The 24679-nt window shown below is 72.4% G+C and carries 19 protein-coding genes, 1 tRNA gene and 1 pseudogene; 12 read left to right on the top strand and 9 right to left on the bottom strand.

Annotation, left to right across the window (positions count from 1 at the left end; genetic code table 11):
- The first annotated feature begins 49 nt into the window (after positions 1-49).
- On the top strand, positions 50-1156 hold the full coding sequence (locus H030_RS0104915) for a PLP-dependent aminotransferase family protein (RefSeq protein ID WP_027005309.1): 1107 nt from the start codon (positions 50-52) through the stop codon (positions 1154-1156).
- 22 nt (positions 1157-1178) lie between these two features.
- Here the strand turns inward: H030_RS0104915 and H030_RS0104910 are convergent, their stop codons facing one another.
- Both H030_RS0104910 and H030_RS29340 read right to left on the bottom strand, forming a co-directional pair.
- A complete protein-coding gene (locus H030_RS0104910; protein ID WP_027005308.1) occupies positions 1179-1877 on the bottom strand; it encodes an SGNH/GDSL hydrolase family protein in 699 nt (232 codons plus the stop codon).
- Complete coding sequence (locus tag H030_RS29340; RefSeq protein ID WP_051221720.1) at positions 1874-3274, bottom strand: MFS transporter; 1401 nt, start codon at positions 3272-3274, stop codon at positions 1874-1876. The genes H030_RS0104910 and H030_RS29340 overlap by 4 nt, the downstream gene beginning before the upstream one ends.
- Positions 3275-3356: 82 nt before the next feature.
- On the opposite strand from H030_RS29340, the gene H030_RS0104900 reads away from it, so the two are divergent.
- On the top strand, positions 3357-3983 hold the full coding sequence (locus H030_RS0104900; protein WP_027005307.1) for a TetR/AcrR family transcriptional regulator: 627 nt from the start codon (positions 3357-3359) through the stop codon (positions 3981-3983).
- Positions 3984-3997: 14 nt separating this feature from the next.
- Here H030_RS0104900 and H030_RS29335 read toward each other — a convergent pair whose 3' ends face one another.
- Complete coding sequence (locus H030_RS29335) at positions 3998-4723, bottom strand: metal-dependent transcriptional regulator (protein ID WP_231398361.1); 726 nt, start codon at positions 4721-4723, stop codon at positions 3998-4000.
- Between the two features lie 18 nt (positions 4724-4741).
- Positions 4742-5689: a LysR family transcriptional regulator gene (locus tag H030_RS0104890; protein WP_027005306.1), complete on the bottom strand. Its 948-nt coding sequence runs from the start codon at positions 5687-5689 to the stop codon at positions 4742-4744.
- Positions 5690-5963: 274 nt separating this feature from the next.
- Between H030_RS0104890 and H030_RS29330 the strand changes: the two genes are divergently transcribed.
- On the top strand, positions 5964-6923 hold the full coding sequence (locus tag H030_RS29330; protein ID WP_051221718.1) for a DMT family transporter: 960 nt from the start codon (positions 5964-5966) through the stop codon (positions 6921-6923).
- Complete coding sequence (locus H030_RS0104880) at positions 6859-7791, top strand: ATP-dependent DNA ligase (protein WP_027005305.1); 933 nt, start codon at positions 6859-6861, stop codon at positions 7789-7791. Before H030_RS29330 ends, H030_RS0104880 begins: the two co-directional genes overlap by 65 nt.
- 45 nt (positions 7792-7836) lie before the next feature.
- Here H030_RS0104880 and H030_RS38190 read toward each other — a convergent pair whose 3' ends face one another.
- Entirely contained in the window at positions 7837-8442 is a 606-nt protein-coding gene (locus H030_RS38190) for an endonuclease domain-containing protein (RefSeq protein WP_231398359.1), read from the bottom strand.
- A gap of 156 nt (positions 8443-8598) precedes the next feature.
- A pseudogene (locus tag H030_RS40610) lies at positions 8599-8751 on the bottom strand (type IV toxin-antitoxin system AbiEi family antitoxin domain-containing protein); the annotation flags it as partial.
- 39 nt (positions 8752-8790) lie between these two features.
- Here H030_RS40610 and H030_RS29325 point away from each other — a divergent pair.
- The gene (locus tag H030_RS29325) at positions 8791-9798 is read left to right on the top strand and encodes a glycerate kinase (RefSeq protein ID WP_081690509.1); all 1008 of its coding nucleotides are present in this window, start codon (positions 8791-8793) and stop codon (positions 9796-9798) included.
- 9 nt (positions 9799-9807) lie between these two features.
- On the opposite strand, the gene H030_RS29320 is transcribed toward H030_RS29325, so the two are convergent.
- A complete protein-coding gene (locus H030_RS29320; protein WP_051221716.1) occupies positions 9808-12153 on the bottom strand; it encodes a putative bifunctional diguanylate cyclase/phosphodiesterase in 2346 nt (781 codons plus the stop codon).
- Positions 12150-13247, bottom strand: coding sequence for an FIST signal transduction protein (locus tag H030_RS0104860; protein WP_051221715.1), 1098 nt, complete (start codon positions 13245-13247; stop codon positions 12150-12152). Before H030_RS0104860 ends, H030_RS29320 begins: the two co-directional genes overlap by 4 nt.
- A gap of 187 nt (positions 13248-13434) precedes the next feature.
- Here H030_RS0104860 and H030_RS29315 point away from each other — a divergent pair, with 187 nt between their 5' ends.
- From H030_RS29315 to H030_RS0104830, 6 genes are all read left to right on the top strand, one after another.
- Positions 13435-14556 (top strand): NAD(P)H-dependent glycerol-3-phosphate dehydrogenase, encoded by a 1122-nt coding sequence (locus H030_RS29315; protein WP_196809002.1) that lies wholly within the window; start codon positions 13435-13437, stop codon positions 14554-14556.
- Entirely contained in the window at positions 14543-16360 is a 1818-nt protein-coding gene (locus H030_RS36335; protein ID WP_051221713.1) for a sensor histidine kinase, read from the top strand. Before H030_RS29315 ends, H030_RS36335 begins: the two co-directional genes overlap by 14 nt.
- A complete protein-coding gene (locus H030_RS0104845; protein ID WP_027005302.1) occupies positions 16357-16797 on the top strand; it encodes a response regulator in 441 nt (146 codons plus the stop codon). The genes H030_RS36335 and H030_RS0104845 overlap by 4 nt, the downstream gene beginning before the upstream one ends.
- A complete protein-coding gene (locus H030_RS0104840; protein WP_027005301.1) occupies positions 16797-19085 on the top strand; it encodes a DEAD/DEAH box helicase in 2289 nt (762 codons plus the stop codon). Before H030_RS0104845 ends, H030_RS0104840 begins: the two co-directional genes overlap by 1 nt.
- Positions 19086-19157: 72 nt before the next feature.
- Positions 19158-20123 carry a M23 family metallopeptidase gene (locus H030_RS36330; protein WP_027005300.1) on the top strand — a complete coding sequence of 322 codons (966 nt, stop codon included), beginning with the start codon at positions 19158-19160 and terminating at the stop codon, positions 20121-20123.
- A gap of 107 nt (positions 20124-20230) precedes the next feature.
- Positions 20231-22771 (top strand): penicillin acylase family protein, encoded by a 2541-nt coding sequence (locus H030_RS0104830; protein WP_027005299.1) that lies wholly within the window; start codon positions 20231-20233, stop codon positions 22769-22771.
- A 24-nt stretch (positions 22772-22795) separates the two neighbouring features.
- Here the strand turns inward: H030_RS0104830 and H030_RS0104825 are convergent, their stop codons facing one another.
- Positions 22796-23830 (bottom strand): hypothetical protein, encoded by a 1035-nt coding sequence (locus H030_RS0104825; protein ID WP_155891838.1) that lies wholly within the window; start codon positions 23828-23830, stop codon positions 22796-22798.
- 552 nt (positions 23831-24382) lie between these two features.
- On the opposite strand from H030_RS0104825, the gene H030_RS0104820 reads away from it, so the two are divergent.
- A tRNA-Phe gene (locus tag H030_RS0104820) sits at positions 24383-24455 on the top strand.
- Positions 24456-24679: the final 224 nt, after the last annotated feature.

The following is a 24679-nucleotide window of genomic DNA, read 5'->3' as shown; positions in this document are numbered from 1 at the left end:
CAGGATCGCCACCCTGCCGGACGACCCGCCTCGCTACGATCGGGGAACGATGCCTGACGTGATCTCCTTCGCCCGCGGCGCACCCTCGCTGGACATCGTCGACGTGGAGGGCCTGAAGGCCGCGGCGACGCGCGCCTTCGAGCGCGATCCGGCCGGCACGACGGCCTACGGCACGGCGGTCGGCTACGGCCCGCTGCGCGAGTGGATCGCCAACAAGCACGGCGTCGACACGTCGCAGGTGATCGTCACCAACGGCTCGATGCAGGCCGACGCGTTCCTGTTCGAGACGCTCGTCAAGCCGGGCGACCCGGTGGTCGTCGAGAAGCCGACCTACGACCGCACGCTGCTGAACCTGCGCGGCAGGGGCGCCGACGTGCGCATGGTCTCGCTGGAGACCGACGGCATCGCGACCGACGAGCTCGAGTCGCTGCTGCGCGACGAGGGCGTGCGCCCGACGCTGGCCCACGTCATCCCCAACTTCCAGAACCCGGCGGGCTACACGCTCTCCCAGCCCAAGCGCGAGGCGCTGCTGCGCCTGGCGGGCGAGTTCGGCTTCGTGATCTTCGAGGACGACCCGTACGTCGACATCCGCTTCAGCGGCGAGTCGCTGCCGACGATGCTGTCGCAGGACACGACGGGCTCGGTCGTCTACGCCTCGTCGTTCTCCAAGACCGTCTGCCCGGGCATCCGCGTCGGCTACCTGGTCGGCCCGGCCGAGCGGATCGCCGAGATCCAGCGGCTGGCGACCAACACCTACATCTCGCCCAACATGGTGGCCCAGTCGCTGGTCCACCAGTTCTGCGAGAGCGGCGACATCGACAAGTCGATCGCCACCGTGAAGTCCGCGCTGGCCGGTCGCGTGAAGCGCCTGACCGAGGCGCTCGCGCGCGACCTGCCCGAGGCGAGGTTCCAGGCGCCCGAGGGCGGCTACTTCATGTGGGTCGAGCTGCCCGAGGGCACCGAGATCGACCGCGTCTTCGAGGAGTGCAACGCCCGCGGCGTCGCGATCGTCAAGGGCACGGACTTCCTCCTGGAGGGCGGCGAGAACACGCTGCGCCTCGCGTACTCGGGCGTCACCGAGGACCAGATCGACGAGGGCGTCTCGCGCCTCGCCGAGGCCGTCCAGGCCGCCCGCGGCGCCGCCGCGACGGCCTAGAGGCCCCGCCCGCTCCGTTTCGTCAGACCGCCTGGCCCGCCGCTCCTCCCAGAGCGCGCGCCAGGTCGGTCGCGACGATCCCGTGGCCGCGCGCGTTGAGGTGGATGCCGTCGCTGCTGAAGCGGTCCGTGTCCAGCGCGGCCGGCCCTTCGCGCAGGCGCGCGTGGATGCCGCCGACCTCGGCGCTGACCTTGCGCGTGATCGCGGTGACGATCTCCATGCCCGGGCCGATGACCGGCGCGAACCGCTCCGACATGTAGGGGTTGACCGTCATGTCATACAGGTCGAACGTCAGCACGTCGGCGCCCGCCTCCCGGAACGGCGTCAGCAGCGCGCGCAGCTCCTGCTCCAGCGCGGCGGGATCGAAGCGCCGCCGCAGCCCGTCGTTGCCGCCGGCGGTCACGATCGCCAGGCCGGGCCGCAGCGCCAGCGCGGGCGCGAGCTGCGCAGCCCGGATCTCGGCCGCGCGCAGGTCGCGGCGGCCGAGGTTGAACAGCGTCGCGCCGGGGCGCGCGAGGCCGAACGCGACCCGCAGCCGGTCGACCCACGACAGGTCGCGGTAGCCGGGCGACGGCTCGCGCACGCCTTCGGCGACCGAGTCGCCCAGGACCACGACGCGCTCCCAGCGCACCGGCGGGCGCATCATCCGCGCCAGCTCGTGGTCGGCGCCGACGTGCGGGTCGGCCCACTCGCGGGCCAGGACGTCGATGTCGCGGATCATCGCTCCGCTCCCTTCGCGCCGCCGATCCCGCACGCGACGGCGGCCGCCGCGAGCAGCAGGATGATGCACATCTCGAAGACCCCGCGGTAGCTGTCCGCGGCCCCGGGGTCAGTGCCGTTCAAGATGGTGGCCATCGCCGCCACCCCGAGCGAGCCGCCGACGGCGCGCGCCGCCTGGTTGAGCCCCACCCCGGCCGCGAACCGCGTGGGGCCGACCGACAGCGCGGCGGCGGCCGACACGCCGGTCGCGATCGCGCCCCAGCCGATCCCGAGCGGCAGGCTCGCGGGCAGCCACAGCGTCAGGAACGCGGGCTCGTCGCCGAGCGCCAGCAGGATCCAGCCCGCGGTCGCCGCGGTGATCAGCAGGCCGCCGACGACCACCGGCCGCGGGCCGCGCCGGGCAACGAGCGGCCCGGCGCGCAGCGCGACGACCGCCGCGACGACCGCGCCCGGCGAGACCGCGAGCCCGGCCTGCAGCGGCGAGTAGCCCCACGCCTGCACGAGGAACAGCACGCCGCAGAGCAGCCACGCGAACAGCGCGGCGCCGTAGATCAGCGACACCAGGTTGGCCAGCGCGAACGTGCGCGAGCGCCACAGGTCGACCTCGACGGCGGGCGCGGGATGGCGGCGGGAACGCAGGAGGACGATGAGAACTCCGGTCACGCCGCCCGCGATCGCCACGAGCGTCCGGGCGTCGCCCCAGCCCCACACCGACGCGCGGCTCACGCCCAGCGCGAGCGCGCCGACGCCGGCGCCGAGCAGCGCGATCCCGAACGCGTCCGGCGCCTGCGGTCGCGGACCGACCCGTACGCCTTGCATCGGGAGCGCCTGCGTCCCGGCCAGGACGGCCAGCCCCGCGGGCACGGTCAGCAGGAACACCGAGCGCCAGCCCGCGAGGTCGACGAGCACGCCGCCGAGCGCCGGCCCGGCCGCCGCCGCGGCGGCGCTGGCCGCGGCCCAGACGCCGATCGCCGCGGCGCGCCGCTCCGGCGGCGTGTCGGCCAGGACGACGGCGAGCGACGCCGGGATCATCGCCGCCGCGCCCGCGCCCTGGAGGCCGCGGGCGACCAGCAACACGCCCAGCGTCGGCGCCGCGGCGGCGGCGATCGACATGATGGTGAACAACGCCGCGCCGACGGTCAGCAGCGCGCGGCGGCCGACGAGGTCGGCGATCCGGCCGCCGGGCGCCAGCAGCGCGGCGAAGACGATCGCGTAGATCGTGATGACCCAGGACAGGTCGGGGACCGCGACGTCGGGGAAGTCGTGGTGCAGGTCGGCGACGGCGAGGTTGGCGACGGTCGCGTCGAGCATCGCCAGGAAGGCGGCGCCGGACGCGACGGCCAGGACCGTGCGCTGCCGGTCGCGGGTCCGGCTGGGGAGAAGAGGCACGCTGCTCATGGGGAGACCTCCGGGGAGAAGAAGTACGAACGATCGTGCTTTCTAGCAGACATCGAACGATCGTGCTACTTTTCTTCGGGTCGTGTCGACCACCACCCCGGACACCGACGGGCGCCGCGCACGCGGCGCCCGGACCCGCGCGCAGATCCTGCGCCGCGCCGCCGACCTCGCCTCCGTCGAGGGCCTCGAAGGGCTCACGATCGGGCGCCTCGCGACCGAGCTCGGGATGAGCAAGTCCGGGCTGTTCGCGCACTTCGGCTCCAAGGAGGAGCTGCAGCTCGCGACGATCGGCGCGGCCAAGGAGATCTTCGCCCGCGAGGTCGTCGCGCCCGCCCGCGAGGCCGAGCGCGGCCTGCCGCGGCTGGAGGCGCTGCTGGCCGCCAAGCTCCGCTACGAGCGCGGCGAGATCTTCGACGGCGGCTGCTTCTTCGAGACGGTCCGGGCGGAGTTCGACTCGCGCAAGCCCGGCCCCGTCCGCGACGCGATCGAGGCCGACCTCGAGGAGTGGGACGGCCTCATGCGCCGCGCGATCACCTCGGCCGTCAAGGCCGGCCACCTGAAGGCCGACACCGACGTCGCCCAGCTGCAGTACGAGATCGAGGCGCTGTCGATGGCCGCCTCGCTGCGCCACCAGATGACCGGCGACGCCGCGCTCTTCGCCCGCGCCGAAGCGGCGATCGACGCGCGGCTCGAAGCCGCGCGCGCCTGAGCGCCTAGCGGCCGCTAGCGCCCGTAGCGCTGCTCGCCCAGCACCAGCTGGGCCGGGAGCGCGACGCGCGGCGGCGGCGACGGATCGGCGACGACGCTGACCGTCTCGGCGACGCTGCGCGTCACGCTCAGCCGGTCGCCCGCGGTCGTCTCGACCACGACGTCCTCGTCGCCGGACTCGGTCAGCGTGCCCTCCAGGCCCGGGTCCAGCCCGACGTCCTTGAGGTAGTGCAGGAGATCCTCGGCCTCGTTCTCGAAGCGGACGATCGTGACCTTCGCGCCCTGCTGCACGTCGGCCAGCGGGACCGACGCGATCCGGGACCCGACGTCGATCGGGTGGCCGTGCGGGCAGGTCTTGGCGTCGCCGATCGCGGCGAGCATCCGCTCCTCCAGCACCGGCGACATCGCGTGCTCCAGGCGCTCGGCCTCCTCGTGGACCTCGTCCCACGGGATCCCGAGGACGTCGGTCAGGAAGCGCTCGATCAGCCGGTGGCGGCGGACGATCGCCTCGGCGTGCTCGCGGCCGTTCTCGGTGAACGAGATGACCTTGTCGGTGGCGCGCGTGATGTAGCCGTCGCGCTCCAGGCGGCCGACCATCTCGTGGACGGTCGGCGGCGAGAGCTGCATCGCCCGCGCGATGTTGGCGCCGGTCATCGGCAGCCCGGCCTCGTAGAGCCAGAAGAGGGTCTCCAGGTACTCCTGCTCTGCGACGGTCGCCTTGTCGGTGGACACGCCCTTCATCGTATCGGCCTGACCGTTCTAGCTCCCGGGCTTGTGCCTGCGCGGCGGCGTCGTCTTCAGCTCGTCGGCCATCGCGGTCATCCGCTCCTCGGCCAAGGACATGAACTCGCGCGCGGCCGGCGACAGGCGCGCGCCGCGGCGGTTGATGAAGGCGAACGTGTCATAGATCGGCTCGGCGAACGGGACCCAGCCGAGCTTCTTGGGGACGCGGCGGCCGAGGCTGAGCAGGATCCCGCGCGCGATCAGGACGTCGCCCATCCCGCGGGCGGCCAGCTCGATCGCGGTCTCCAGGTCCTCGACGTCGATCTGCGGCTCGATCTTCACGCCCTCGCGCTGGGCGAGCTCGAACAGCTGGCGGCGCGTGGGGTCCTCCAGGCCGTAGGAGGTGTCGGTCAGGATCAGCGGCGCATTGGCCAGCTCGGCGATCGTGACCGGCCTGCGCACGCGCGCGGGATCGGCCGAGGCGTACAGGATCTCGTCCTGCATGATCGGCCGGACCTCCAGGCCGGAGTCGTCGATCGGCAGCGCGATCAGGCCGGCCTCCAGGTCGCCCTCCCGGATCGCCTGTGCGACTTCTGAGGAGTTCTGACCGATCATCCGGACCCGGACCTTCGGGTGGCGCTTGCGGAACGCGGTGACGATCTGCGTGCCGGGGTACCAGCGCGCGGTCCCGAAGGTCCCGAAGGTGGCGATGCCGCCCTGCAGCTCGCGCTGCTGCACGACCGCCTCGCGGCCCTCGGCGACCGCGGCCAGCGCGGCCTCGGCGTGGGGCCGGAGCGCCTGGGCGGCGGCGGTCGGCTTGATGCCGCGGCCCACGCGCGTGAACAGCGCGACGCCGAGCTCGGCCTCCAGGCGGCGGATCTGCTCGCTCAGCGACGGCTGCGCGAGCAGCAGACGCTCGGCGGCGCGGGAGAAGGAGCCCTCGTCGAGGGCGGCCAGGAAGTACTCGAGCTGCTGGAGGGTCATGGGTCTGTGTCCGCCGTCACAGTTCGTAACTCATAGGGGAAGCCTATGGATGTCCAAGGCAATCAAGGCTGGAGCAGCGCTTCGGATGTCCGATACTAAGAGCATGATCTCTCTCTTCGCCGTCTTCGGTGTCTTCGGTGGCGGCGCTGCTCTTGCCGGTCGTTTCGGTGCGGATTCCCGCCGCCCGAACACCCGCAACTGGTAGCGCCTCCCCCGCAGGACCCCGCAAGACCCTCTCACTCCCCCGCAGTTCCTCAACACCTATAGGTTGCTCATGTCGCTGAACCCCCACTCCCGCGGCGTGGCGCTCTGCGTCCTGTCCGCGGTCGCGTTCGGTGCCATGGCGATCTTCGCCAAGGAGGCCTACGCCGGCGGCGTGACGGTCGTCACGCTCCTGTCGCTGCGCTTCATCCTGGCCGCCCTGATGTTCTGGGGCGTCGTCCTGGCGCGCGGCGCTCGCCTGCCCGAGCGCCGCGTCGTCGTCCAGGGCCTGCTCCTGGGCGCCTTCGGCTACGCCGCCCAGGGCGGCTGCTACTTCGGCGCGCTCACGCGCTTGGACGCGTCGCTGACGTCGCTGTTGACCTACATCTACCCGATCCTCGTGTTCCTCGGTGCCTTGGCGCTCGGGCGCGAGCAGTCGACCCCGCGCCGCCTCGGCGCGCTGGGCCTGGCGACGGCCGGCACGCTGCTCGTGCTGGCGGGCGGGACCGTCGGCGCGATCGACCCGCTCGGCGTCGGCCTCGCCCTCACCTGCGCGGTGGTCTACGGGGCCTACATCTTGATCTCCGACCGCATGGTCGGGGGCGTCGACCCCTTCGTCCTGGCCGCGCTGGTGTGCTCGGGCGCGGCGGTGTCGATGACGACCGTCGGCGCCGGGACCGGCTCGCTGCACTTCGGCTTCGCCGCGGCATCGTGGGGCTGGATCGCGCTGCTGACGTTCGGCTCGACCGTGGTCGGGATCAGCGCGTTCCTGGTCGGCATGCGCGACGTCGGCCCCGCGACCGCGTCGATCGTCTCGACCGCCGAGCCGGCCGTGACGGTCGGGCTGGCGACGACGATCTACGGCGAGGCGCTCGGCCCGACGCAGGTCTTCGGCGCGGTGTTGGTGTTGGGCGCCGTCGTCATCCTGCAGCTGCGCGGCAGCCAGGCGCCGGATACCGTTGGCAGCGATGTCACTGCCGATCTCCCCGCCGTTGTCGCCCCAGCTCGCGCGCTCGCGCACGAGCCTGCCTGAGGGCGACGGCTGGGCCTACGAGCCCAAGTTCGACGGCTTCCGCGCGCTCGTGTTCGTCGATGGCGACGAGGTCGTCATCAAGTCGCGGAACGGCAAACCGCTGGATCGCTACTTCCCGGAGGTCGTCGCGGCGCTGCCTGAGGGTCGCTACGTGCTCGACGGCGAGATCGTGGCGGCGTCGTTCGACACGCTCGGCCAGCGGATCCACCCGGCGGCGTCGCGGATCGAGCGGCTGAGCGTCGAGACCCCCGCGCGGCTGATCGCCTTCGATCTGCTGGCGTTGGGAGATGACGCGCTCGTGGAGCTGCCGTACCGCGAACGCCGGGCCGCGCTCGAGAAGGCCGCACTTGAAGGCGTTGAGCTCGCCCCCGTCGTCTGGACCGCGGACGACGCGCGTGGGTGGCTGGACACCGAGGAGGGCGTGATCGCCAAGGAAGCCGACGCCGCGTATGCGCCAGGCGAGCGCACCGGCATGATCAAGATCAAGCGCGTCCGGACCATCGACGCCGTCGTCGTCGGCTGGCGCCCCGGCAAGGCCGAGGGCACGCTCGGCGCGATCATCCTCGGCCTCTACACACCGGACGGCGATCTCCGCGTCGTCGGCCACTCCTCCGGGTTCTCAGCGAAAGACAAGCGCGAGCTCCCCTCCCGCCTGGCGCCGTATGAGAGCGGCGAGCGCGGCTCCGGCGAACCCTCCCGCTGGTCCTCCGACAAGGACCTCGCCTGGATCGGCCTCCGCCCCGAGCTCGTCGTCGAGATCACCTTCGACCACATCTCCGACAACCGCATCCGCCACGGCGCCAAAGTCCAACGCTGGCGCGACGACAAGCAGCCCTCGGAGTGCACAACCGCCCAGCTCGACGAGTAGGCGGCGCGAAGAAGTGAACGGCAGTTCGGTGTTCGCATAGAACACCTAACTGCCGTTGAGCCCGAGGAGCGCGTGGATCTCGGCGGCGACGCGCCCCGGATCGCGGAGCACTTCGGTCGCAGGGAAGCGCGCGACGCGCCAGCCGGTCGTCAGCGCGGCGCGGTCGCGGCGCCGGTCGGTGACGAAGGCGCGGCGCGAGCGGTGGAACTGCCACCCGTCGACCTCGACGATCAGGCGGTGGCGTGGCCAGCGGAAGTCGACCTCACGACCGTTGTCATAGCGGTTGACCTCGGGTCTCGGGAGTGCGTGATCGATGATGATCTGCAGCAGGAGAGCCTCGACCTCGCTGCGCGTCCGCGTGACGCCGTGGTCCTTCATGTCATCGAGGAGAGCGAGCAGCTTGCGTGACCCGGTGCGTCCGGGGTCTGCCGAGAGCGCCGCCGCCACTTCACGCAGGTCGAAGAGCTCCAGCCGCTCCGCGGCCTCGACCGCGCGGCGCAGCTGCGGCGCCCGCACCACCGCGGCGAGATCGAGGAGCGTCCAGCCGACGCTCGTCACCGGGATCCCCTCGTGCACCGTCGCGAACCGCGGCGCCACGATCGTCGACCGATAGGTCTTGATCCCATCACCCGGCGCCCGAGGACCGTCCACGCCCACTCTCCCCTCGATGAGCGAGCCGCCCGGCGGCCGAAGCCCCCACAACGCCGCGGCGCTCCGGTGGCTGAGCAGCGCACCCTCACCGCACGCCAACACAGCCGCCATCCAACGTCCATGCTGCGTCAGGACCGTGTGCCCGACGGCATAGACCCCGCGCCACACCGGGACGAGCCGCCCCCGCGCAACCCAGGACCGGATCCGCTCTCGGCTCATGCCCGCCTCGAGCAGCTGGCGGCGAGCAACCACCCCATGTTGGCCCTCGGCAAGCGTCCGGACCAGGTCAACGGCAGTCTGGTGTTCCATACGAACCCCTAGGTGCCGTTGACGTGAAACTCTCCCCCCATGTCGCGCCCGCAGCCGCCCGTTCTCGTCGCGCCGGATTCGTTCAAGGGGACGTTGCGGGCGTCGCAGGTGGCTGCGAGCGTGGGGGTTGGGCTGGAGGCGGCGGGGCTGGTCCCGCCGGACTTGTGCCCGGTTGCCGATGGTGGCGAGGGGACGTTGGAGGTGTTGCTGATGGCGCTCGGCGGTGAGACCGCTGGCGCCGAGGCGAGTGATGCGCTCGGGCGGCCGATCAGGGCCGGGTTCGCGCTCGTCGAGGATGGTGGGACCGCGATCGTCGAGGTTGCCGAGGCGTCGGGGTTGGCCCGGATCGGCGAGGCCGAGCGCGATGCCTACAACTCGACGACCCGCGGCACCGGTGAGCTGATCGTCGCCGCGGCGGCCGCCGGCGCCGAGGTGATCCTGGTCGCCGCAGGGGGCAGCGCGACGACCGACGGGGGTGCCGGCGCGGTCGCCGCGATCGAGGAGGCGGGCGGGCTTCAGGGCGCGTCTCTCGTTGTTCTGTGCGATGTCCGGACGCCTTTCGAAGACGCGCCCAGGACGTTCGGACCGCAGAAGGGTGCGGACGCCGAGACCATCAGGAAGCTCGAGCGACGACTACAACAACAGGCTGCGACCCTCCCGCGCGACCCCCGCGGCGTCGCGATGACCGGCGCCGCCGGCGGACTCGCCGGCGGGCTCTGGGCGCAGTACGGCGCGACCCTCGAGCCCGGCGCCAGGTTCGTCCTCGACACGCTCGGCTTCGACGCGCGCATGCGCGCGGCCCGCGCCGTCATCGTCGGCGAGGGCCGCCTCGACGCGACGACCCTCGAAGGCAAGATCGCGGGCGAGATCGCCACGCGGGCTCGACAGGCCGGCGTGCCCTGTCACGCGATCGTCGGCACGAACGCGATCGACCGCTTCTCCGCCCGCATCCTCGACCTCCAGGTCATCCTGGAGGCCGGGACGCCACAACAACTACAACAAGCCGCCGAGGACCTCGGCCGCCGCCTCCAGGCCCACGAGGCCTAGGCCTGACGACTAGATCGGCGTCGACGGCAGCGCGAACGTCAGCGTCGACGGCGCGTCGAGCATCAGCGCGGTCATCGCGTCCGGCGCCATCGGCCGGGCGAAGTGGAAGCCCTGGCCGAGCGAGCATCCGAGCTCGTGCAGGACGTCGGCCTGCGCGCCCGCCTCGATCCCCTCGGCGATGCACGCCAGCTTCAACGACGTCGCCAGCTCCACGATCGCCCGCGCCAGCGCGCGGCCCTCGTCGTCGCCGGTATCGAGACCATCAACAAAGGGCTTGGCCATCTTGAGGATGTCGATCGGGAACCGCCGCAGGTAGCGCAGCGACGAGTAGCCGGTCCCGAAGTCGTCGACCGCCAGCCGCACGCCCAGCGCCTTCAGCGCGGTCAGCCGCGCGATCGTCGCCTCGGTGTCGTGCATCAGCACGGTCTCGGTGATCTCCAGCACCAGCGCTCCCGCGGGCAGGCCACTATCAGCCAAGGCAGCAGCGACGTCCGCCACGATGTTGGGGTCCTCGAGCTGGCGCCCGCTCAAGTTCACCGACATGATCCGCGGCTCGTCGGGCGGCGTCGGCAGCTCCTGCTCCCAGCGCGCGGCCTGGCGGCACGCGGTGCGCAGGATCTGGCGCCCGAGCTGGACGATCGAGCCGTTCTCCTCGGCCAGCGGGATGAAGTGCGGCGGTGGGACCAACCCGCGCTCCGGATGCGTCCAGCGCGCCAGCGCCTCGAAGCCCGCCAGCGTCTTGCCGTCCAGCGCGATCACCGGCTGGTAGTGGACGTCGATCTCGTCGCGCTCGATCGCGCGCTGCAGCTCGCCTTCCAGCTCCAGCCGCTCGACGACCTCGTCCTGCATCGACGCCTCGAAGACCTTCGCGCGCCCCTTGCCGTCGGACTTCGCGCGGTACATCGCGACGTCGGCCTGACGCAGCAGCTCGGTCGCACCCGTGCCCGCCTGGCCGACGGCGATGCCGACCGAGGCCTTCATGAACACCTCGCGGCCCTGGATCACGACCGGCGCGGCCAGCGCCGCGTCGATCCGGTCGGCGACCAGGACGGCCTCCTCGACGGAGGTCAAGTCCTCCAACAACACGGCGAACTCGTCGCCGCCCAGGCGCGCCGGGGTGTCGGCGCTGCGCAGCGACTCGTCGATCCGCCGTGCCAAGGCCACCAACAGCTCGTCGCCCGCGGTGTGGCCGAGCGAGTCGTTGACCGTCTTGAAGCGATCGAGATCCAGGAAGATCACGCCGCACTGCGTCCCGCGCCGGCGCCCCTGCGTCAGCGCATGCTGCAGCCGGTCGGTGAACAGCGCGCGGTTCGGCAGACCCGTCAAAGCATCATGTAGCGCTTGGTGCAACATGGTGTCCACGCGCCGCGCGTCGGTCAGCGCCAGCGACGCGTGCTCCGCGAAGGACGACAACATGTCCTGCTCGGCCCGCGTGAACATGCGACCCGGCCGGAACGACGACAACAACAACGCGCCGATCACGCGCCCGTCCTCGTGCACCGGCGCAGCCATCGCGGCCTGCAGCCCGTGGTCCTTCAACGGCCCGAACGCGTCCGACGACTGCTGCCCCTCGACGACGACCAGCCGGTCCTCGGCCACGGCGCGGCCGGTGATGCCGACCCCTACACGTTGACGCCCGCCACGGCAGCCGGGCAGCGCCAGCAGCTCGTCGTAGCCGCGGTGCGCGGCGAGGTTGACCCAGCCCGGAGCGTCCGGGTCGATCAGCAGCAGCGCCGGCGCGTCGTCGCCGAGCAGCTCGCCCGCGGCGGCGACGATCGTCTCCAGCACGCCCTGCAGCGGCTCGCGCCGCGAGATCGCGCGCTGGATCCTCGCCATCGCCTCCAGCACGCGCTGGCGCGTGCGCAAGGTGTCCAACAACCGGACGTTCTCGGCCGCCGCACGGTCGGCGCGCGTGCGCAGCCCGCGCTCGGCGGCGATCGTGCGCAGCAGCCGCAGCGTCAGCGCCAGCCCGGTCGCCATCCCGCGCAGCAGCGTCCGCTCCTCGAAGGTGAGCGGCGCGCCGACGCGCGCGACGACCAGCGCCGCGTCGTCCTCGTCGTCGTCCAGCGCGACCGCGACCGCCGCCGTCGGCCCGGAGCCCGGGACCGTGACGACGCCCTCGCCCGCGCGAGCGACCACACCAAGTTGCCGTTCCGGGACGTCGAAGCGCGGCCAACCGATCGACGCGACGACCGCGCCACCGCGCACCAATGCTGCGCATTCGGCCTCGACGGCCTCCGCCGCGCGCTCGACGCCCGCCAGCGCCGCGCCGGCCTCGTCGGCCGTGCCGCGCGAGACCGCGCCGAGGAACTCGGCGAGCTGCTGCGGCGCCCAGCTGGAAGCCGCGTCGCTCATGCCAGCGCCAGGACGACGAGCGTCTGCTGGTGGAACCCGGCCGACCCGCGCACGCGCGCGATCTCGCCCCAGGTGTAGAGCCCGCCGACGGCCGCGTCGTCGCCCGCGTGCGAGGCGATCAGCGCGACCTCGTCCGCCGCGCCCTCGGCGCCGAGCGCCTGCAGGCGCGCGTTGCAGTCGAAGACGATCAGCGCGCGCGGCGCCTCGCCGTCCAAGGCCTCCAGCGCCTCCAGGCAGGCGGCGTCGGCCGCGTCGCGGACCGAGTCGCCGTCGGCGGCCATCAACCACACCATGCTGCCCGCTGGGATCGCGGCGTCCAGCGAGCGGTCCGGCGCGTCGTCGTCGCCGACGAACCGCACGTGGGCCTCGCCGTCGCGGCGCTGCATGCCGAGCGGGTGCTGCAAGGTCACCTCATAGGGCTGGAAGCCGCCGAGGCGCTCCCGGTAGACGTCGGCCGCCGGGCGGCCGTCAAGTTCATGCACTCGGTCCGCGCAGGCGCGCGTGACGAGCATCGGGTCGCCGACCGGACGCCAGCCGTGGCGGACGCCGACGCCGATCGGCGCGTCGGAGCCGATCGCGACGCCGATCACCGCGTCGGTCAGGACCGCGCCGCCGTAGATCAGCGCCGGGACGCCGCCCCTGTCGGGACTGCCACCGACGCCACCGACGAGCGGCACGCCGGCGCCGGCGACCGAGTACGCGCCCCGGACCAGCTCGGGCTGGCGCTCGGCCGGTCCGTCGGACAACAACATCAAGACCTGGTGCTCGCGGTCGGCGACGTCGCCGATGCAGGCCGCGGCGCGCGCGCCCGCGTCGCGCGGGTCGTCGGCCGCGTTGACGGCGGTCACCGAGAAGGAGAGCCCCTCGCCGCCCAGCGCGATCACGACGACCGCGTCGCGCGTCGGGCCGTCGAGCGCGATCTCGCCCGCCGATGTGCAGCCGACGACCGGCAGCCCGGCCGCGACCTCGGCGACCTCGCCGGCCAGGGCGCGCGCGTCGTAGGACCCGGAGGCGAAGACCAGCAGCAGCTGCGCACCAACGGAGTCGGAGCACGCGCGCAGCGCGGCGAGCGCGGCCTCTCGGCCGGCCGTCACCGCATCCGCATGGGCTGAGCGACCGACGCCGGCCACGCGGCTGCGGCGCTCGAGCCCTGCCCTGGCGCGCTCCATGCCCTTGTCATCGGCCGGACGTCTCAGCCATTGAGCCCAGCCGGGGCGCCCGCGTCCCACGTGGCGCACCGACGGTGCCGTCCCGCGCGCCCGCCAACTAGGCTCGCGGGCGATGCCCGACCGCCCCCGGCCGTCGCTCTCGCTTCCCACGCCCGGCGCCCGCCGCGCCGTGGTCGTCGGCGCGGGCTCGTTCGGGACCGCGATCGCCGTGCTGCTCGCGCGCGGCGGCGTCCGGACGACGCTGCAGGCGCGCACGCAGGAGCAGGCCGACCGGCTCGTCGCCGACCGCGAGAACCAGGCCTACCTGCCGGGCGTGAAGCTGCCGCAGAACCTCCGGATCGAGGCCGTCGGCGCCGGGTTGGCGCGCGCGGACTACGTCCTGCTCGCGGTCCCGTCGAAGGGCCTGGAGGCCGTGATCTCCGGCCTGCCCGCCGCCGGGCTGCCGCGGCGCGCCGCGGTCGTCTCGCTCGCCAAGGGCCTCGTGCCGCCGCAGGGCACGCCGCCGACGGTGCGCCTCGCCGCGCAGTTCGGCGCCGACCGCGTCGCCTGCGTCGGCGGTCCCGCGCACGCGGCCGAGATGGTCCACGAGGGCGCGGGCCTGGTCGCGGCCAGCGCCGACGAGGCGCTCGCGCTGGCGCTCGCGTCGTTCTTCCAGAAGGCCGGCGTCGTCTGCGAGGCGTCCAACGACCCGGTCGGCGTCGAGCTGGCGGGTGCCGCCAAGAACGCCGCCGCGCTGGCCGCGGGCGCGACCGAGCGCCAGGGCCTGAACGCCGCGGGCGCCGCGGCGGGCCACATCTTCGCCGAGGTCTGGCGGTTCGCCGAGGGCCTCGGCGCGCGGCCGGAGTCGTTCATCGGCCTGGCCGGGACCGGCGACCTCGTCGCGACCGCGCTCGCGCCGCAGTCGCGCAACCGCAGGGCCGGCGAGCTGCTGGCCGACGGCGTCCCGGCCGCCGAGATCCCGGAGCGGATCGGCCAGGCGGTCGAGGCGATGGAGGGCGTCCCGCTGCTCGCCCACGCGCTGGAGCAGCATGGTGTGGAAGCCCCGGTGACGAGCGGGCTGGCGCTGCTGACGCGCGGCGAGCTGCCGCTCGACGACTGGGTCGCGCTCGTCCGGACGACCGTCCCGCCGCCCGCGCGCTGGCGCCCGCGCCGCCCCGAGCGGCCCGGCTTCTGGGTCCGCATGCGCGAGCGCTTCGGCGGCGGCCGCTCCGAGGAGGCCGATGCCGGCGCGTGACCCGCAGTCGCCGAGCGCGCTCACGCGGATGGCGCCCGCCGTCCTGCTCGCCGCCCTGCTGCTGCTGACCGCCGTCGCGACCTACACGGCCGCGCGCCACGTCCACGACCGCCAGCGCGAGCAGCTGACCGGCGACGCGCAGGACGCGGTCGCGGCGATCGACCGGCGCATGGACGACTACGGCCAGGTCCTGCGCGGCGCGGCCGGCCTGTACGCGGCGAGCAACACGGTGTCCTACCGCGAGTTCCACGACTACTTCGCCGACCAGGACATCGCCAGGCGCTTCCCGGGCGTGCAGGTGATCGGCTCGGCGTCCTACGTCCCGCGCGCCGGGATCCCGGACTACACGCGCCGCACGCGCGCGGCGATCAAGGCCTCCAGGTTGAGGGGCTACGGCCCGTTCCGGCCCTACCCGAAGCTCGGTGCCGCCGAGTCCGAGGCGCTGATCGTCGACCACCTCGAGCCGCCGCCCGGCAACGGCCGCGCGTTCGGGCTGAACTTCCTCAGCGAGCCCAGGCGCCGCACCGCCGCGCTGCTCGCGCGCCAGACCGGCGACCCCGCGTCGACCGCGCCGATCGAGCTGGTCCAGACCGGCGGCGAGTCGCTGGGCATCGACCTGTTCGTCCCGGTCTACGGCGGGCCGCCGCGCACCGGCGAGCCGCGCCGCTGGGCCGGCGTCGTCTACGCCGCGTTCCGGATCGACAACCTGCTGCGCGGGATCCTCGGGCCGATGGACGGCGCCCGGGTCGAGGTCTACGACCAGGGCCCGTCGGCGACGGTCCCGGCGGGCACGCCGATCACCCCGCGCGCGGTCGCGTTCGACCTGCGCCCCGACAAGCGCGGCAAGGACATCAGCAACAGCGCCCACACACACGTGGAGACGCTGGAGGTCGCCGGGCGCCGCTGGGCGATCGCCTACACGCGCCCCGGCTCGTCGCTGTCCTCGGGCGAGCGCGCGGTGCCGTGGCTGATCGGGATCGCCGGGATCCTCGTCGCGCTGCTGGCCGCGGCGCTGCTGCGCACGCTCGCGACGTCGCGCCGCCGCGCGGTCGCGCTGGCGGAGGACATGACCGTCGAGCTGCGCGAGCGCGAGGAGCAGCTGAAGGCCTCCAACGAGGAGCTGGAGCACTTCGCCTACCTCGCGTCGCACGACCTCCAGGAGCCGCTGCGGACGATCACGTCCTACACCGGGCTGCTCGGCTCGCGCGCGGGCGACGCGCTCGACGACAGGGCGAAGTCGTGGCTGGGCTTCGTCTCCGACGCCGCCGAGCGCATGTCGCACCTGATCAGCGACCTGCTGGAGTACTCGCGCACGGGCAGCGCCGGCGACGACGAGCGCGCGGCCGCGGCGGTCGCGCTGGACGACGCGTGGGACCTGGCGGTCGCCAACCTCCGCCACGCGATCGACGACGCGGGCGCGACGGTGCAGCGCAGCGAGCTGCCCACCGTGCGCGCGCGCCCGCGCGAGATGACCTCCATGTTGCAGAACCTGATCGGCAACGGGCTGAAGTACCGGCGCCCCGGCGTCGCTCCGGTGGTCCGGGCCAGCGCCGCGCGGGACGGCAACGGCGGCTGGGAGCTGGCGATCAGCGACAACGGGATCGGGATCGAGCCGCACCACCGCGAGCGCGTGTTCGGCCTGTTCCAGCGGCTGCACACGGCCGAGGAGTACCCTGGGACCGGGATGGGCCTGGCCATCGTCAAGAAGATCGTCGAAGCGAACGGCGGCACCGTCCGGGTCGAGTCGACCCCCGGCGAGGGCTCCACGTTCATCGTCACGCTGCAAGGAGAGACCAGGACATGACGCCGCTCCAGCGACTGCTCGTCGTCGAGGACAGCGAGTCGGACATCGAGCTGCTGCGCGAGGCGCTCTCGGACACCGAGCCCGACATCGCGCTCGACGTCGTCCGCCACGGCGAGGACGCGCTGTCGTTCCTGCGCCGCGAGGGCGAGTTCGCCGGCGCCGCGCACCCTGACCTCGTGGTCCTGGACCTCAACCTCCCGCGCATGGGCGGCTTCGAGGTCCTGCGCGCGCTGCGCGAGGACGTCGACCCGCGCCTGCGGCGGCTGCCGGTCGTGGTGTTCACCACGTCGACCACGCCGACGGACGTCGACAAGGCCTACGACCTGCACGCGTCGAGCTTCGTGACGAAGCCGACGGCGTTCACGAGCTACCTCGACACGGTCCGCGCGTTCCGGGAGTTCTGGCTGCGCGTCGCGCGGCTCCCGGCCAGCGCCTAGTGGCGACGACCGCCTCCCAGGAACCCTGGGCGGAGCTGCTCGCCGACGGGCGCGAGGACGAGCGCCTGGTCCGCCAGGCCTACGAGGGCGCGCGAGCGCCGCTGCTGCGCCCGCTGCCGGAGGGGCTGCACCGGTCGTTGGTGAAGGGGTTGACCGACGCCGGGATCGCCGAGCTCTACGCGCACCAGGCCGAGGCGGTCGAGGTCGCGGCGTCCGGGTCGCCGTTCGTCGTGACGACCGGGACCGCCTCCGGCAAGTCGTTGTGCTTCAACATCCCGGCACTGCACACGCTGTGCTCGGTCCCGACGGCGCGCGCGCTGTACCTCTACCCCACGAAGGCGCTGGCCCAGGACCAGCTGCGGGCGATCGCGTCGTTCCGGCTGGGCCGCTCCGTGCGCCCGGCGATCTACGACGGCGACACCAAGCGCGAGGACCGCAGCGCGATCCGCAAGCGCGCGAACCTGATCCTGACCAACCCGGACATGTTGCACACCGGGATCCTGCCGAACCACGCGTCGTGGTCGGACTTCTTCATGAACTTGGACGTCGTGGTGGTCGACGAGGCGCACGTCTACCGCGGGGTCTTCGGGTCGCACGTGAGCAACGTCCTGCGGCGGCTGCGGCGCGTGTGCGTCGCGTACTCGGGGCGCGAGCCGCTGATCCTGATGGCGTCCGCGACGATCGCCAACCCGGTCGAGCTGGCGGAGGACCTGACCGGCATCGACGGCTTCGCGCACGTCGACCGCGACGGCGCGCCGGGGTCGGCGCGGCAGATCGCGATGTGGAACCCGCCGGTCACCGACGAGGCGCTGCAGACGCGCCGTTCCGCGATGGCGGAGGCGGCCGACATGGTCACGTCGCTGGTGGTCAAGGGCGCGCGGACGATCTGCTTCGTCAAGTCGCGCAAGGGCGTGGAGCTGGTGGCGAAGCTCGTCGCCGACCAGCTCGCGGACGCGCATCCGGCGCTGCGCGACCGGGTCGCGCCGTACCGCGCGGGCTACACGCCGCAGCAGCGGCGGGAGCTGGAGGCGCGGCTGGTGAGCGGCGACCTGCTGGCCGTCGTGACCACGGATGCGCTCGAGCTCGGGATCGACATCGGCGCCCTCGACGCCGCGGTCGTCGTGACGTTCCCGGGGACGGTCGCGTCGCTGAAGCAGATGTGGGGCCGCGCCGGGCGCCGCGGCCGCGGGCTGGCGGTCTACGTCGCCGGCGAGGACGCGCTGGACCAGTTCTTCTGCCGCCACCCGGACGAGTTCCTGGAGCGCCCGGTCGAGGCGGCGATCATCAACTACGAGAACGAGCGGATCCACGACCCGCACCTGCTCTGCGCCGCGCACGAGTGGCCGATCGTGCCCGAGCGCGACGAGGCGTTCTTCGGCGCGCGCACGCGCGCGAACTGCGAGCACCTCGTCGGCGTTGGCGAGCTGATCGAGCGCGCGAACGGGTTCTCGCTGCGGCGGCCGGAGGACTACCCGGCCGCGCGGGTCTCGCTGCGGTCGGGATCGCCGGACGCGTTCGCGGTCGTCGACGTCAGCGGCGGCGAGATCCTCGGGACCGTCGACTCGGCGCGCGCGTTCACGACCGTGCACGACGGCGCGATCTACCTGCACATGGGGCGCTCGTACTCGGTCGCCGAGCTGGACCTGTCGACGCGGCGCGCGCTGGTCGAGCCCTTCAACGGCAACTGGTACACCCAGCCCAAGAAGGAGACCGACACCTACATCGAGCGCCTGCTGGACCAGCGCGAGACGATGGGCGTCAAGTTGTCGTTCGGGATGGTCACGGTCGCCGAGACCGTCATCGCCTACCAGCGCAAGCGGCTGCCCGACCACGAGGCGATTGATCTCAACGTGTTGGACTTGCCCGAGACCACGTTCTCGACCCAGGCGCTCTGGTATGAGCTCGACCACGACCTGCTGCAGGACGACTTCCCGATGGAGCTGCTCCTGGGAACGCTCCACGCCGCCGAGCACTCGCAGATCGCCGTCCTGCCGCTGCTCGCGATGTGCGACCGCTGGGACATCGGCGGGTTGTCCACCAACATCCACCCGCAGACCGGCGGCCCGACGATCTTCATCTACGACGGCCACCCCGGCGGCGTCGGCATCACCCAGCAGGGCTTCATCGGCTTCGAGCGCCTGGTCGGCGACGCCTACCGGTTGATCTCCGAGTGCAGGTGCAGGTCCGGCTGCCCGTCGTGCGTGCAGTCCCCCAAGTGCGGGAACTTGAACGACCCCTTGGCCAAGGACGGGGCCAAGGAGATGTTGAAGCGCATGCTCGACCGCTGACGCGCCCGTCTTCTGCAAGACATCTTTCACCCCTGTCCGGTAGTTCGCTCGGGTCCGAACGTCTAGGGGGAGATGCGTCGTGCCGTCCCCTTCGCCGTCCTCCTGGCCGTGGCCGCCGCGCTGCCCGGCGGCGCGCATGCTGCGGGCGTGGGAGCGGCGTCGTACCCGACCGCGCACGCGGGCGGAGCCGAGTTCGGCCAGCCCAACGGCAGGCCGAGCGCCGCGCACCCGATCGCGACGGTGTTCCGGATCGGGCGCCACACGCTGACCGAGGGCACGCCCCCGACGCTGGCGGTCCGGATCGACCAGCGCGGCGTCAGGTCCGTCACGGCGCGCGTCGTCTTCCGGCCGGTGCACCGCAACGGGACGGTCGCGGTCGTCCCGCTCGGCCGGATCCGGACGGGCCGGCTGCTGCACCCGAGGTGGCCGTCGTCGGTCGCGCTCAGGCCCGGCGTCTACGACGTCGCGCTGCACGCCGCCGGCCCCGCGGGCGGGCAGCTGCTGCGCCGCGCCAGGGCGTCCGGCAAGTCCTCGCTGACCGTCAGGACCAGGCCGGCCCCGGCCCCGGCCCCGCCGCCGGTCGTCGCCCCGCCGGTCACCGCGCCCACGAACCCCGGGGTCACGGGCGGCGTCTTCCCGGTCGCCGGCCCGCACACCTACGGGGACGGCTTCGGCGCCGGCCGCGTCGGGCACACCCACCAGGGCCAGGACGTCCTGGCCGCCGAGGGCACGCCGGTCGTCGCGCCCGAGGCCGGGACGATCGTCGCCCGCGACTACCAGGCCAGCGCCGCCGGGTTCTACCTCACCGAGGACGCGGCCGACGGGCGCTCGTTCTTCTTCGCGCACTGCAAGGCGGACACGTTCGCGGTCGCGGTCGGGCAGGCCGTGAGCGCCGGCCAGCAGCTCTGCCAGGTCGGGCACACCGGCGACGCGACCGGCCCGCACCTGCACTTCGAGATCTGGCTCGGCGGCTGGCGGCGCACCGCGCAGTCGACCGTGATCGACCCGCTCGCGCAGCTGCAGGCCTGGGACAAGTAGGCGCGGCGCGTCAGCGCTCTTGCACCCTGGTGGCGCAAGTGCGCCGCTGTGACAGGGCGTCAAGTACTGTCACTCGGGTCCCAGAGACTCGGAGGAGGGTCCACTTCGTGCTTCCCAAGCGCGCCATCCTCGCTGCAGCGGCTGTCTCCGTCGCAGCGTTCTTCCCAGCGGCCTCGTCGGCACTCGCCGACACGACGCTGAACATCGTCCCCCACGGCGAGGTCGCCCCGGGCGTTCCGTGGGCCTCGACCCCCGGCATCCTGCCCGCGGACACGCAGGCCAAGATGTACGACCGGATCACCCCGCTGTTCCGGAACCTGCCCGCCGACGTGCTCACGCCGAGCACCGACGGCAACGGCTACTACAAGTCCGCCGCGCTGCTGCCGGAGAACGACCCGTCGTTCAAGTCCTCGCAGACCGTGAGCGGCACGTCGCCGACCGCGGGCGCCGTGAGCGCGACGATCAAGCGCGACGCCTACGGCGTCCCGCACATCTACTCGTCGACCGACGCGGGCGCCACGTTCGGCGCCGGCTACGTGGTCGCGACCGACCAGGGGCTGCTGCTGACGCAGGCCCGCTACAACGGCATCGTCGGCCTGATCGATCTGCCGGGCGTGCAGGCGATCGACCTGATCCTCGGGTTGTACAACTTCAAGCCGAACCCGTCGCTGGTCAAGCAGGTCACCGACTTGCAGACCAAGAACATCGAGGCGGCCGGCGCGCAGGGCAGGCAGTTGTTGAACGACATCGACACGTACCTCGCGGGCATGAACGCCCAGCGCGAGGCGACGTCGCCGACGACCGCGCCGTACACGCGGACCGACATCTACGCCTTGAACGCGGTCAAGTCCCAGTTCTTGGGTGAGGGCGGTGGCAACGAGACCGCTCAGGCCCTGTTCCTGAACCAGCTGCAGAAGAAGTTCGGTTCGAAGAACGGCGCGAAGATGTTCGCCGACCTGCAGGGGCGCAACGACCCCGAGGCCGCGGTCACGACCACGAAGAGGTTCTCGTGGGGCGGGACCGTCAGGACCGGCGACGCGCCGGGCGAGGTCGGCCTGACGGCCGGGACGTTCAAGAACACGTTCATCAGGCTGCCGGGCGCGAGGGCGTCGTCGGCTTCGGCGCGCGCGGCTTCGGTCGGCTCGACGGGCCTGCGCCACGAGGCGTCGAACATCCTGATCGTGTCCGGGTCCAAGTCCGCGACCGGCAAGCCGCTGTTCGTCGGCGGCCCGCAGATCGGCTACAACTACCCCGGCCTGACGATGGAGATGCAGCTGTCGTCGCCGTCGTTCAACGTCGAGGGCGTGACGTCGGCCCCGTTCCCGGGCTACATGCTGATCGGCCACGGCGCGAACTACGCGTGGACGCTGACCAGCGCCGACGGCGACATCATCGACACGTACGCGGAGACGCTGTGCGGCGGCTCGAAGACCAAGTACTCCTACAAGGGCAAGTGCAAGTCCATGGAGAAGGTCGACGCCGGCACGATCACCAAGGGCTCGTCCTCGGTGAAGGCGGCGTTCCTGCGCACGGTCCACGGTCCGGTGATCGGGTACGCGAAGAACGCGAAGACCGGCAAGTTGGTGGCCTTGTCGCAGAAGCGCTCGTCCTACGGGCGTGAGACGGTCGACCAGCTGTTCAACCAGGACCTGACGTACGGCCGCGTGCACAGCGCGTCGGACTTCATCAAGGCCGCGGCGAAAACGCCGCAGACGTTCAACTCGTTCTACGCGAGCGACACGCAGTCCGCGTTCTACACCGCGGGCGCGCTGCCGAAGCGTGCGAGCGGCGTCAACCCGGAGCTGCCGGTCGACGGCCGCGGGTCGTACGAGTGGAGGGGCGAGCTGAAGTCGTCCCAGCACCCGCAGGTCGTCAACCCGTCGTCGGGCTACATCGTCAACTGGAACAACAAGCCGGCCGCGGGCTGGCCGGCGTCGGACTCGCGGTTCGGGTCCGAGGGCGGCATCCAGCGCGTCAACATGCTCAACGGCGAGTTGAGGCGCTACCCGAAGGCGACGTTGTTGCAGGTGTTGGCCTCGGCCAACGCGGCGGCGACCGAGGACGTCCGCGAGACGCAGTTCTGGCCGACGCTGAAGAAGATGCTGGCCAAGGGCAAGTCGCCGTCGGCGCAGGCGACCGCGATCGTCAAGGTCCTCGACGACTGGTACACCGCGGGCGGCTCACGCGTCGACAGCAACCTCGACGGCAAGATCGACAACCCGGGCGCGATCATCCTGGACACCGCCTGGAAGAAGATCGCGACCGCTGGGTTGTGCGACAAGCTGGGCTCCGCGGCCTGCGCGTCGCTATCGGCCCTTCAGCCGATCGCCTCGGCCCCGCCCGGCGGTCAGTACAGCGGCTGGCACCAGTACATGTGGAAGGACTTCCGGACCGAGCTGGGCCAGTCGGTCAAGGGCAAGTACTCCACCAAGTACTGCGGCGACGGCTCCGTGTCGACGTGCTCGAAGGAGCTGTGGTCGGCGCTGGCCTCGGCCGGCAAGTCGCTGTCCTCCTCGCAGGGCACGACCGACCCGACGAAGTGGACGGAGAAGACCACGATGGTCAACTACACGCCGCTTCCGCTGTTCAACATGCAGTACACGAACAAGCCGACGGGCATCCATCAGGTGATGGCCTTCGGCCAGTAGTTCCTTCGGCCGCAGCCGCCGCGCTCACCCGTTGAGGGCGAGCGCGGCGGTGAGGTCGAGGCCCGTTCGCTCCGCGCGGGCCGAGGCGTCGAGATCGCCGAAGCCACCGAGCACGATGCTCGCGAGGCTCGGGAGGTCGAAGCGGCGGATGATCTCGTCCTGCACCGCGCTGCCGTCGGCGTGGGCGACGAGCGCGCCTTCGGTCCTCGCGGGCTCCGGCGCTCGGTCCGCGATCGCGCGCAGCCCGGCGGCCTGGTCGTTGGCGATGACCAGCGTGTTGCCGAGCACGGCGACCTTCATGATGGCCTTGCCGCTCTTGGTGATGATGTAGGCGTCGCCGCTGCGCCTGACGTTGAGGTCGACCCTGGCGAGCCTGAGCGCGAAGTCCGGGATCGCGGCGAGCCGGTTCAGCGCCGTCCGCAGCGGGCCGCCGTCCTGCATCTCGGAGCGGAGGGCGAACGTGTTCGGCTTCGCCTCCTCGGTGATCGTCGTCGTGCCGGTGAGCTGGCCGATCAGGCCATCGACATCGATCCTGCCGAAGGTCCTGAGCGGACCCTTGACGGAGTCGAGCGTGCTCAGCGCGCTCTTGACGCCGTCCAAGAACGACAACTGCAGCTGGTCGCGCGCGCCGTCGAAGACCTTGATGCTCTGGCCGAGGTTGCGGAGCGCGAGGTAGATCGGCCGTGAGCCGGGCGCCGGCCTCGGCGCCTCCGCGCCCGGGGCGATCGGCAGGTCCGCGTCGGTGAGCGTGCTCGGGTCGGTCGCGAGATGCACGCGCAGCTTCAGGGCGCGTCCTTCGAGGCTCAGCGCGAGCGCGCCCTCGCGCAGCGCGTCGACCCACTTCACGCCGGCGGCCTTCGGGGCGACGACGCTCCGCGCGTTCGCGACCGCGCGGATCAGCGCCGGGGTGCGCGCGAGCGGCCCCAACCTCTCCGCGAACGTCCGCCGCGTCAGCCCCGCGCCACTCCGATGCACCGCGATCGCCGCATCGACGGCAGCCGCATCCCTGCCCAGGATCACATCCGCCCCTTCAACACCAACAACACCCCCGCCCCTCAAGACCCACTTGCTGCCCTGCCTGTCAGCGACACGATCAAGAACGTCCTTGACATCGTCTCCACCCCGGCCCACAACCGCCACCGTGACGCCCGCCCTTACGACCGGTCCGAGCTCCAACCGCAGCGCGCTGATAGACCGCCCCAACGCAACGACCGCCCCCGACGGCCCCCACGCCACCACCGGCCCGTTCAGCAGCGCGGGCAGGTCCGCGTCCGGATCCAACCCCAACCCCTGCACACCCACCCGCACCTGCCCAGCCCCGAACCGCGCCGCCGGGAACGTCCTCGCCAACCTCCGCAACGCCACCCCCTGCGGATCCGACGGCTCCACGCTGAACTCCGCCACCGCCTCCGAGCTACTGGGCGCATAACTCAACGCCTCCCCCAGCCGATCCCCCGCCGGCTGAGCCCCGCCACCCCCACCCCTGCCCACAAGCAGCACCACAACAACGACCACCACAACGACGACGGCAACACCCCCACCAATCGCCACCACACGCCCTGGCACCCTCACGTCACCGACCCTAACCCCCGCGGTACCCTTCCGCGTCACGGCGAGTTAGCTCAGTTGGTAGAGCACACGACTGAAAATCGTGGTGTCCCCGGTTCGAGTCCGGGACTCGCCACTCGCGAAAGGCGCTGGAAATCGGCGCCTTTACTTTGTCTGCGAAGCGCCGAAACTGAGCGCCTACGCGCCACTTTCGGATTCCATGGCCTGATCGTGGCCTAATGGGACCGTGTCACGGGGCTCCTCAGACGCTCCAACGCCGCTCGCCCGCGACATAGCCCGGCCGCGACTTGGCGTGGATTCTCTCGCGGAGCGCATGGCAGGCGCGCTCAATGTCTCTTA

The sequence above is a fragment of the Conexibacter woesei Iso977N genome, from assembly GCF_000424625.1.
Classification (GTDB): Bacteria; Actinomycetota; Thermoleophilia; order Solirubrobacterales; family Solirubrobacteraceae; genus Baekduia; species Baekduia woesei_A.
This window is presented reverse-complemented; position numbering and strand designations above follow the sequence as displayed.